This window comes from Pantoea sp. CTOTU46764 (assembly GCF_031974595.1).
GTDB lineage: Bacteria > Pseudomonadota > Gammaproteobacteria > Enterobacterales > Enterobacteriaceae > Pantoea > Pantoea trifolii.
Genome location: NZ_DALYOQ010000030.1, coordinates 37,325 through 47,691, shown reverse-complemented (window position 1 = coordinate 47,691; position 10,367 = coordinate 37,325). Strand labels below are relative to the sequence as shown.

The 10,367-nt window shown below is 51.5% G+C and carries 8 protein-coding genes and 1 pseudogene; 4 read left to right on the top strand and 5 right to left on the bottom strand.

What is annotated here, in order from left to right; all coding sequences use genetic code 11:
- The 5 genes from lon to bolA form a co-directional block, all read right to left on the bottom strand.
- Nucleotides 1-1,852: endopeptidase La (gene lon, locus RTM06_RS12255; protein WP_312182472.1), on the bottom strand; the 1,852-nt coding region annotated here is incomplete at its 3' end.
- Between the two features lie 188 nt (nucleotides 1,853-2,040).
- Nucleotides 2,041-3,312, bottom strand: a complete 1,272-nt coding sequence (gene clpX, locus RTM06_RS12250) for an ATP-dependent protease ATP-binding subunit ClpX (protein WP_008103932.1) — start codon at nucleotides 3,310-3,312, stop codon at nucleotides 2,041-2,043.
- Between the two features lie 129 nt (nucleotides 3,313-3,441).
- Entirely contained in the window at nucleotides 3,442-4,065 is a 624-nt protein-coding gene (gene clpP / locus RTM06_RS12245; protein WP_008103933.1) for an ATP-dependent Clp endopeptidase proteolytic subunit ClpP, read from the bottom strand.
- A gap of 335 nt (nucleotides 4,066-4,400) precedes the next feature.
- Nucleotides 4,401-5,705 (bottom strand): trigger factor, encoded by a 1,305-nt coding sequence (tig, locus tag RTM06_RS12240; RefSeq protein WP_008103935.1) that lies wholly within the window; start codon nucleotides 5,703-5,705, stop codon nucleotides 4,401-4,403.
- 302 nt (nucleotides 5,706-6,007) lie between these two features.
- A complete protein-coding gene (gene bolA / locus RTM06_RS12235) occupies nucleotides 6,008-6,322 on the bottom strand; it encodes a transcriptional regulator BolA (protein WP_008103937.1) in 315 nt (104 codons plus the stop codon).
- A gap of 267 nt (nucleotides 6,323-6,589) precedes the next feature.
- Between bolA and RTM06_RS12230 the strand changes: the two genes are divergently transcribed.
- From RTM06_RS12230 to RTM06_RS12215, 4 genes and pseudogenes are all read left to right on the top strand, one after another.
- Nucleotides 6,590-7,168: a lipoprotein gene (locus tag RTM06_RS12230; RefSeq protein ID WP_007886975.1), complete on the top strand. Its 579-nt coding sequence runs from the start codon at nucleotides 6,590-6,592 to the stop codon at nucleotides 7,166-7,168.
- 54 nt (nucleotides 7,169-7,222) lie between these two features.
- On the top strand, nucleotides 7,223-8,710 hold the full coding sequence (ampG, locus tag RTM06_RS12225; protein ID WP_312182468.1) for a muropeptide MFS transporter AmpG: 1,488 nt from the start codon (nucleotides 7,223-7,225) through the stop codon (nucleotides 8,708-8,710).
- A 434-nt stretch (nucleotides 8,711-9,144) separates the two neighbouring features.
- Nucleotides 9,145-10,071, top strand: a complete 927-nt coding sequence (gene cyoA, locus RTM06_RS12220) for a cytochrome o ubiquinol oxidase subunit II (protein ID WP_101762426.1) — start codon at nucleotides 9,145-9,147, stop codon at nucleotides 10,069-10,071.
- 4 nt (nucleotides 10,072-10,075) lie between these two features.
- Nucleotides 10,076-10,367 (top strand): annotated as a pseudogene (locus RTM06_RS12215) (cytochrome o ubiquinol oxidase subunit I); the annotation flags it as partial.

Sequence of the window (10,367 nt, the reverse complement as noted above, 5' to 3'; positions counted from 1 at the left end):
CGCAGGCGGTTTCGATGGTCAGCAGATCGCCGCCCACTTCCGTCCACGCCAGACCAGTCACCTGACCCACACGGCTTTCGCTCTCTGCGCGACCATAATCAAAGCGCTGCACGCCAAGGAAATCCTTGAGGTTGTCGCCATTAATTACGATGTGCTTTTTCGACTTATCCATTAGCAGCGCTTTCACTGCTTTACGGCACAGCTTGGAAAGTTCGCGTTCCAGACTACGCACGCCCGCTTCACGGGTGTAGTAGCGGATGATACCAACAATCGCGCTGTCGTCGACGGTGATCTCTTTCTCTTTCAGCGCATTACGTTCAATCTGCTTCGGCAGCAAATGTTGCTTCGCGATGTTTAGCTTTTCATCTTCGGTATAACCGGAGAGACGAATTACTTCCATACGGTCGAGCAACGGTGCCGGGATGTTCATGGAGTTTGAGGTCGCCACAAACATAACGTCAGAGAGATCGTAATCCACTTCCAGATAGTGATCGTTAAACGCAATGTTCTGCTCAGGATCCAGCACCTCAAGCAGCGCTGAAGCCGGATCGCCACGCATGTCAGAAGACATTTTGTCGATCTCATCCAGCAGGAACAGCGGGTTTTTAACGCCCACTTTTGCCATTTTCTGGATCAGCTTGCCTGGCATAGAACCGATGTAGGTACGACGGTGTCCGCGGATTTCCGCTTCATCACGCACGCCACCCAGCGCCATACGCACGTATTTACGTCCGGTAGCTTTAGCAATCGACTGTCCCAGCGAGGTTTTACCCACGCCTGGCGGTCCAACAAGGCACAGAATTGGGCCTTTAATTTTGCTGACGCGACTCTGCACCGCAAGATACTCAAGGATGCGGTCTTTGACGCGTTCCAGACCGTAATGGTCGATATCCAACGTTTCCTGCGCTTTACGCAGGTCTTTTTTCACCTTGCTGCGCGCCACCCACGGAACCTGAACCATCCAGTCGATGTAGCCACGCACCACAGTCGCTTCTGCAGACATCGGCGACATCATCTTCAACTTCTGCAGCTCAGCTTCGGCTTTTTCACGCGCTTCGGTCGGCATTTTGGCCGCTTCAATCTTACGTTTCAGCGCCTCGTACTCATCCGGCGCGTCATCCATTTCGCCCAGCTCTTTCTGAATGGCTTTCATTTGCTCATTCAGATAGTACTCACGCTGGCTTTTCTCCATCTGCTTTTTAACGCGGTTGCGAATACGCTTCTCAACCTGCAGCAGATCGATTTCTGATTCCATCATCGCCATCAGATATTCCAGACGTTCGTTGACGTCGGACATCTCCAGCACGGACTGTTTATCAGCCAGTTTCAGCGGCATATGCGCTGCGACGGTATCGGCCAGGCGGGCCGCATCGTCGATGCTGTTGAGGGAGGTTAAGACCTCAGGTGGGATTTTTTTATTGAGCTTGATGTAGCCTTCAAACTGGTTGATGGCCGTGCGTACCAGCACTTCCTGCTCGCGCTCTTCAATTTCTGGCGAGACAAGGTATTCGGCCTGGGCAACGAAATGGTCGCCATTATCAGCCAGCGTGGTGATGTGCGCGCGTTGTAAACCTTCAACCAGCACTTTTACCGTGCCGTCTGGAAGTTTCAGCATCTGCAATACAGAAGCGACGGTCCCTACTGAGAAGAGATCGTTAATGCCAGGTTCATCCGTTGAAGCCTCTTTCTGTGCAACCAGCATGATCTTTTTATCATGATCCATTGCGGCTTCGAGGCACCGAATCGATTTTTCCCGACCAACAAACAACGGAATTACCATGTGCGGATAAACCACCACGTCGCGCAACGGCAACACGGGGATTTCAATGCGTTCAGAACGCTCAGGATTCATAGAGCTCTCTCTTAGTTTAATGTCCGCCAGGTGATGGGTACCGCGCAATAGAGGTTTTGCAGTTAAACCCACAGGATATTGAGTATATGGGGATGCTTGTACGACATTCAATGTCACTGGCGAGAGAAAAACAAAAGGGGAAAGATTTTTCCCCTTTTTTAAGATAACAACGTGGTGCGATTGTTTATTTATTCACCAGAAGCCTGGGCTTCATGCTTTCCATAAATCAACATCGGCTCAGATTGACCTTCAATCACTGACTCATCAATCACTACTTTTTCAACGTCATCCATTGAAGGCAGGTCGTACATGGTTTCAAGTAACGCACCTTCAACGATAGAACGCAGACCACGTGCACCGGTTTTACGTGACATCGCTTTTTTAGCGATCGCCGTTAAGGCTTCGTCACGGAATTCCAGCTCCACACCTTCCAGATTGAACAGCGCCTGATACTGTTTGGTCAGTGCGTTCTTCGGCTCACGCAGGATCTGAATCAGCGCTTCTTCACTCAGTTCGCTCAGCGTTGCCACAACTGGCAGACGACCAATGAACTCAGGAATCAGGCCAAACTTGATCAGATCTTCTGGCTCAACCTGCGACAGCAATTCGCCTTCACTCGCCTTCTGGGATTTGCCCTTCACGGTTGCGCCGAAGCCGATGCCGGATCCGGTTTCAACACGCTGGGAAATCACCTTATCGAGACCGGCGAATGCGCCACCACAGATAAACAGAATCTTGGAGGTATCAACCTGCAAGAACTCCTGCTGTGGATGTTTGCGTCCGCCCTGCGGCGGTACGGCAGCCACGGTGCCTTCAATCAGTTTCAACAGCGCTTGCTGTACGCCTTCGCCCGAGACGTCACGGGTGATCGACGGGTTGTCAGACTTGCGAGAAATCTTGTCGATTTCATCGATGTAGACAATGCCGCGCTGCGCTTTCTGCACGTCGTAATCACACTTCTGCAGCAGCTTCTGGATGATGTTTTCAACGTCTTCACCCACGTAACCTGCTTCGGTCAGCGTGGTGGCATCCGCCATGGTGAAGGGCACATCCAGCAAGCGCGCCAGCGTTTCCGCCAACAGTGTTTTACCGCTACCGGTTGGACCGATCAGCAAAATGTTACTTTTGCCCAGTTCAATGCCGTTGCTGGTATCGCCATTACGCAAGCGTTTGTAGTGGTTATATACCGCTACTGCCAACACTTTCTTCGCCCTTTCCTGACCAATAACATAATCATCAAGGTGATGGCGGATTTCATGCGGCGTCGGCAGTGAGCTACGCTCGCGATGCGGCGCAACTTCCTTAATCTCTTCACGAATAATGTCGTTGCAAAGATCAACGCACTCATCGCAAATGTACACTGACGGCCCGGCAATTAGCTTACGGACTTCATGCTGGCTTTTGCCGCAGAAAGAGCAGTACAGCAACTTACCTGAACCGTCTTTGCGCTTATCTGTCATCAGCTAACCTCTTTTCTTTCTCAGACCAAATTTGTTGTACGGCGCTGGCCGTACATCAACGGCCGATATGCATTCAACCCATCTGCCTGCTCCCCGTTAACTATAGCGTAAGGGGCAAGCAGATGTGTCTTATTGGCGATGCGTCAGGATTGAGTCGACCAAGCCATACTCAACCGCTTCGCTCGCAGAGAGGAAACGATCGCGCTCGGTGTCGCGTTCAATCTCTTCCAGCGATTTGCCCGTGTGCTCAGCCATTAACTCATTCATGCGCTGCTTCACTTTCAGAATTTCACGCGCATGGATTTCGATATCCGTCGCCTGGCCCTGATAGCCGCCCAATGGCTGATGAATCATCACACGTGAATTAGGCAAGCAGAAGCGTTTGCCTTTGGTGCCTGCGGTCAGCAGGAACGCACCCATTGAACAAGCCTGACCCATACAGATGGTGCTGACATCGGGCTTAATAAACTTCATTGTGTCATAAATCGACATCCCAGCAGTAATCACGCCGCCTGGCGAGTTAATGTAGAGGTAAATGTCTTTTTCAGGATTCTCAGCTTCCAGAAACAGCATCTGCGCCACGATCAGGTTAGCCATATGATCTTCAACCTGACCGGTCAGGAAGATCACACGCTCTTTGAGCAGGCGAGAGTAGATGTCGTAAGAACGCTCGCCGCGCGAGGTTTGTTCGACCACCATTGGCACCAGCGCCATGTGCGGTGCAGTAAATTCACGATCGCCACTGTATGACATTACCGTCTCCTGATAAATTTCATTGGCAACATTCTGTACCGATTTTACGTAAGCCGAGGCGCAAACGCTACGTGTCACGGCCTCAAACCGAAATAACAACCCGGTTAATCAGTCAGTCTCACTGTTTTCATGCATTCTCCCTGTATCTGGGGATGCTGCCCAGTTGTTTCAAGCATAACAACCTTTTGCCCATTCGCTAACACGGAAAAAGAGCTTAGCGGATAATTTGCCGATTAATTAAGCAAATAGAGGACAAATCCGTGTACTTAGCGCCAGAAACGAAAAAGCCCGCGACTTTTCAGTCACGGGCTTAGCACTAACGGTTAACGAATGAATCAGGCCGCAGAGGTCTGGTTCATCAGTTCCTGGAAGTTAGTGGCTTTATCGGTCACTTTCGCTTTCGCCAGTACCGCTTCAACCGCTTGCTCTTCCAGAGCCACGTTGCGCATGTTATTCATCAGCTCGCTGTTCTTGCTGTAGAACTCGATCACTTCCTGCGGATCTTCGTACGCAGAAGCCATCTCTTCGATCAGCGTCTTAACGCGATCTTCATCAGCCTGCAGTTCGTTGATGCGAATCACTTCGCCCAACAGCAGACCAACCACTACGCGACGTTTAGCCTGCTCTTCGAACAGTTCACGTGGCAGTTCCAGCGCTTGCTTCTCGTTACCACCAAAACGCTGTGCAGCCTGACGACGCAGAACGTCGATTTCGCTGTCGATCAGTGCAACCGGAACGTCGATGTCGTTGGCGTTAACCAGACCGTCGATTGCCTGCGTCTTCACGCGGTTACGGATAGCACCTTTCAGCTCGCGGTCCATGTTCTTACGCACTTCTGCACGCAGACCGGCAACTGAACCATCTTCCACGCCAAAGCGCTTGATGAACTCTTCAGTCAGCTCTGGCAGTTCGCGGGTTTCAACTTTCTTCAGCACGATTTCGAACTTCGCATCTTTCCCTTTCAGGTTTTCTGCGTGGTAATCGTCCGGGAATTTCACGTCGATAGTGAAGGTTTCGCCGGCTTTATGGCCAACAACGCCCTCTTCGAAGCCTGGGATCATACGACCCTGGCCCATTGCCAGCACGAAGTCAGAGGCTTTGCCGCCTTCAAACTCTTCGCCGTCAACAGAACCGCTGAAGTCGATGGTCGCGCGATCTTCAGCTGTCGCAGCTGCATCGCTCTCTTTCCAGGTCGCCTGCTGCTTCTGCAGGGTTTCCAGCATGGTATCAACGTCAGCGTCAGTCACTTCTACCACTGGCTTCTCGACTTCGATTGCGTCCAGGCCTTTCAGTTCAACTTCTGGATACACTTCGAACTCAACCGCGTAGGTGAAGTCTTCGCCTTCTTTATATTCGCCCGGCACATAGTTTGGTGCGCCAGCCGGATTGATTTTCTCTTTGATGATGGCGTCAACGAAGTTGCGCGTCATCAGCTCGCCCAGCACGTCCTGGCGAACAGAAGCACCGTAGCGCTGAGAAATGATGTGTGCCGGCACTTTGCCTTTACGGAAACCGTCGATACGGACTTTCTTAGCCACTTCCACCAGTTCTTTCTTTACTGCGCTTTCGATGCTGTCAGCTGCAACAGTAATCGAAATGCGACGGCCCAGACCCTGAGTGGTTTCTACTGAAACTGTCATCTTGTTACCTCAAAAAATCACGTGCTCGGTCAACTTCAGACTCCACACATAAAATGCGCCGTATCCAACAACCGGGACGGCCTCTGCAGGCAGAACCTAATCCCTGTCACCAGAAGCGTCCCGAAGACATTCCGGAAAAATAGACGCAGCATTATAGCGGCATCGCTGGAATGAGTCGAGGCTGCAAACTCACCACTTTTTAGCGGTCTTGCTGCTTTTTTGCGCCGTAGATCGCGTTTGAGTGTAATAAATAAAAAGAAAACGGCCCGCAGGCCGTTTTTGGAGATGTGAAAGAAGGGAATTCAGGCAAGCGTGCCAGCACCGCGACAATTCGGTGAAGCCAAAACCGTATCCTGCAATCCATCCCACTCTTTTTGTGTGTAAGTATGCAGTGCCAGCGCGTGTACGCTGCCCGCCAATTCGGTTGCCAGTTCGCCATAAATAGCGCGATGACGTTGCAGAAAGCGCTGACCGGTAAATCGATCGCTGACAATCACCACTTTAAAGTGACTTTCAGAACCGGCGGGCACGTTATGACGGTAGCTTTCATCATGCACTTCAAGATGTGCAGGTTCGAAAGCGTTACGCAACTTTTCTTCTATTTGTTCGCGAATCATGATTAACACTCCTTTCCGGCGAGCGCTGTGCCCATCTGTTTAAATATTAGTAGGTTTTTTACCGCTTCCGCAGCTTGACCGTAAATAAATCCGCCAGCGCTGCGCATAGTAACTCGCTTATCTCTCAGGTCAACTGGCCGGCGTTTCATCCTGTCCGAAAAAAGCCTTTACAATCAATTTCCATTGGCCCGGGGCTTTTTTCACCGCTGCGCAATGCTATGATGGCCGCAGTTTTGCAAACCAACCCATATGCTAACGAGAATGAGTATGTTGAAAAAACTGTTATTCCCTCTGCTGGCTGCTTTTATTTTGGCCGGCTGTGCCAGCAACAACACCACATTGGATATTCAACCGAAGATTCAATTACCGCAGCAAGATCCAAGCCTGATGGGCGTCACCATCAGCGTTAACGGTGCCGATCAACGTTCCGATCAGGCGCTGGCCAAAGTAAACCGCGATGGTCAGTTGATCACGCTGACACCATCACGCGACCTGCGTTTCCTGCTGCAGGAAGTGTTAGAGAAGCAGATGACGTCACGCGGCTACATGATCGGCCCAAGCGGTGCCGTTGATCTGCAGATCGTGGTGAATGGTCTGTATGCGGATGTGACCCAAGGCAACGTGCGCTACAGCATTACCACCAAGGCGGATATCTCCATCATCGCCACCGCGAAAAACGGTAACAAGCAGGTGAAAAACTATCGCCAGACTTACAGCGTAGAAGGCGCGTTTACCGCCACCAACGCGAAGATCACCAACGCGGTTAATTCAACGCTGAGTGACGTGATTGCTGATATGGCGCAGGACACCAGCGTTCACAACTTCATCAAGCAGAACGCCCGCTAATTTCCGCAGTCATTTGCCCGGCGACGCCTCGCCGGGCTTCATTTCAGGTTGGCTATGACATCTCACTATCTGCGTATTTTTACCCAACGTAATGCGGCGGTATTGCTGCTGCTGGGTTTTGCCTCAGGCTTACCGCTGGCGTTAACTGCCGGGACGTTACAGGCGTGGATGACGGTAGAGAATGTTGACCTGAAAACCATCGGTTTCTTCTCCCTTGTCGGCCAGGCTTACGTGTTTAAGTTCCTGTGGTCGCCGATGATGGATCGCTATACGCCACCGTTTCTTGGTCGCCGTCGCGGCTGGCTGCTGGTCACGCAGCTGGCGCTGATTGGCGGCATTATCGCCATGGGCTTTATGCAGCCTTCGCGTGACTTAACGCTGCTGGCCGCGCTGGCGGTGCTGGTTGCCTTCTGTTCGGCTTCACAGGATATCGTGTTTGATGCCTGGAAAACCGATGTGCTGCCGCCGGAGGAGCGCGGCAGCGGCGCGGCGATCACCGTACTGGGTTATCGTCTGGCGATGTTGATTTCGGGTGGGCTGGCGCTGTGGTTAGCGGATCGCTATCTCGGCTGGCAAGCCACTTACTGGCTGATGGCGCTGCTGATGGTGCCGGGCCTTATCGCCACCTTGCTGGCGAAAGAGCCGGAGATGCCGGCGCGCGAATCGCATTCGCTTCGCCAGGCCGTGACATTCCCGCTAAAAGACTTTTTCCAGCGTAATAACGCCTGGCTGCTGATCACGCTGATTGTCCTTTATAAGCTCGGCGATGCGTTTGCCGCCTCGCTCACCACCACGTTCCTGATTCGCGGCGTCGGTTTTAGCGCTGGCGATGTCGGTCTGGTGAATAAAACGCTTGGCCTGCTGGCCACCATCATCGGCGCGCTGTACGGCGGCGTACTGATGCAGCGCCTGAGTTTGTTCCGCGCCCTGATGATATTCGGCGTACTGCAAGCGGTGTCGAACTTTGCTTACTGGTTGCTGGCGGTGACGCCACCGCACTTGTGGAGCATGGCGAGCGCGGTGTTTATTGAAAATCTGTGCGGCGGCATGGGCACTGCGGCTTTTGTCGCGTTGTTGATGACGCTGTGCAACAAATCCTTCTCAGCTACGCAGTTCGCACTGCTTTCTGCCCTCTCCGCCGTGGGCCGTGTTTACGTCGGTCCCGCTGCCGGTTGGCTGGTTGAACTGTGGGGCTGGCCGACCTTCTATGCCTTCACCGTGTTTGCTGGCGTGCCGGGATTGCTGCTGTTGTGGCTGTGTCGCGGTACCTTGCACAGCATGCAGCAGAGCGGGGAGTTTGTGATGCGCAGCTTGTGGCCGCAAGGTTACCGCTGGACGGTGCGTCTGTTTCGCATCGGCTGCGGCTTGCTGGCCTTGTGGTTGCTGGCCTTAGCCCTTAACGCCAGCGGCGTTGTGCAGATTGATGCGCTACTTACGCCACTGTTCGAAGCCGGCATGGCATTTGCGCTGTTGGCGGTCGCACTCGGGGTTATTTTAGATAGTTTGGCATTAAAAAAAGCGGCGCGGGAAAATCTGGGTTGAGTAAGCCAATTTTCATAACGAAATAATGGGCTAAAAATATCAGTTGCTCATTTTCCCAATAGCATTTTTTTTAAAGCGAATTAGAAACATTAAATTAACAACTGCGAGCGAATATTTAAATCCGGTGCGCAATTACTTTGTATAAAAGTCATCGCCAAAATGATGCAGAAATGTTAAATAAATGAGTATTAAGAGTACGGTTTATACTTTCCCTGATTTTTCTGCGGTTTCTACCATTGGTTTTTGTTATATTGATGCCAACTGCTTGTCGCAGTTAATAATTTGTCACCCTGCGTAACATCTGTGACACCCTTAGCAAAAGGTGTCAACAGCCTTCTGACACATCCTTAAGCTGGTTTACACTGCATAAACCTTCCCGTAAAATGCGCGCACACTTAAACGACAATAGAGCCCTTTGTCATTGAGGTCGTTAAATGAGACTCAGTAAATACAATAAAAGTTTGGGGATTTTGTCATTAATTGCAGGCGCTGTATTACTCAGTGGCTGCGATAGTGCGTTGTTAAATCCCAAAGGACAGATTGCACTGGAGCAACGTTCGTTGATTCTGACAGCTTTCGGCTTGATGATGATCGTAGTTATCCCGGCAGTCTTCATGGCAGTATTCTTTGCCTGGAAATATCGGGCAACCAATACTAACGCAACTTATAGCCCTAACTGGTCACACTCGAACAAAGTGGAAGCCGTGGTCTGGACCATTCCGATCCTGATCATTATCTTCCTCGGCGTTTTGACCTGGAAATCAACCCACGCGCTGGAGCCGAGCAAACCGCTGGTTTCTGACGTTAAACCGGTTGAGATCGACGTAGTGGCACTGGACTGGAAATGGCTGTTCATTTACCCGGAACAGGGTATTGCAACCGTCAACCAGATTGCCTTCCCGGCAAACACTCCAGTGAACTTCAAGATCACCTCCAACTCCGTGATGAACTCCTTCTTTATTCCTACTCTCGGCAGCCAGATTTATGCGATGGCCGGTATGCAGACCAAACTGCATCTGATCGCCAACGAGCCAGGAACATTTGACGGTATCTCTGCGAACTTCAGTGGTCGTGGTTTCTCTGGCATGAAGTTCAAAGCCATTGCAACTAAAGACGATGCGGAATTCCAGCAGTGGGTTGCCAAAGTTAAAGCGGCACCTAACGCGCTGAACACCATGGATGATTTCGAGAAATTGGCTACGCCTAGCGAAAATCACCCGGTGGAATATTTCTCAACGGCAAATCCAGAACTGTTCAAGCAAGTGATTGATAAGTTCATGATGAGCCACGGGAAGATGGACATGCCAGAACATAAAGGCATGGACATGAGTCACGCCGCTTCCGCGGGAGCCGAGGAATAATACGATGTTCGGAAAATTAACACTTGATGCAGTGCCATACCACGAACCCATTATCGTGGTTACGGTCGCCGCTATCATCTTAGGTGGTCTGGCACTGGTTGCTGCGATTACCTATTTTGGTAAGTGGCAGTACCTGTGGTCAGAATGGTTCACCTCCATCGACCACAAAAAACTGGGTATCATGTACATCATCATGGCGTTCGTCATGTTGCTGCGCGGCTTTGCCGATGCGGTAATGATGCGTACCCAACAAGTGATGGCTTCCGCTGGGGAAGCCGGCATACTCCCGCCACACC

Excerpts from the sequence above, each read along its gene's own strand:
- clpX (WP_008103932.1), bottom strand. The coding sequence starts at position 3,312 with ATGACAGATAAGCGCAAAGACGGTTCAGGTAAGTTGCTGTACTGCTCT.
- clpP (WP_008103933.1), bottom strand. The coding sequence starts at position 4,065 with ATGTCATACAGTGGCGATCGTGAATTTACTGCACCGCACATGGCGCTG.
- tig (WP_008103935.1), bottom strand. The coding sequence starts at position 5,705 with ATGACAGTTTCAGTAGAAACCACTCAGGGTCTGGGCCGTCGCATTTCG.
- bolA (WP_008103937.1), bottom strand. The coding sequence starts at position 6,322 with ATGATTCGCGAACAAATAGAAGAAAAGTTGCGTAACGCTTTCGAACCT.
- RTM06_RS12230 (WP_007886975.1), top strand. The coding sequence starts at position 6,590 with ATGTTGAAAAAACTGTTATTCCCTCTGCTGGCTGCTTTTATTTTGGCC.
- ampG (WP_312182468.1), top strand. The coding sequence starts at position 7,223 with ATGACATCTCACTATCTGCGTATTTTTACCCAACGTAATGCGGCGGTA.
- cyoA (WP_101762426.1), top strand. The coding sequence starts at position 9,145 with ATGAGACTCAGTAAATACAATAAAAGTTTGGGGATTTTGTCATTAATT.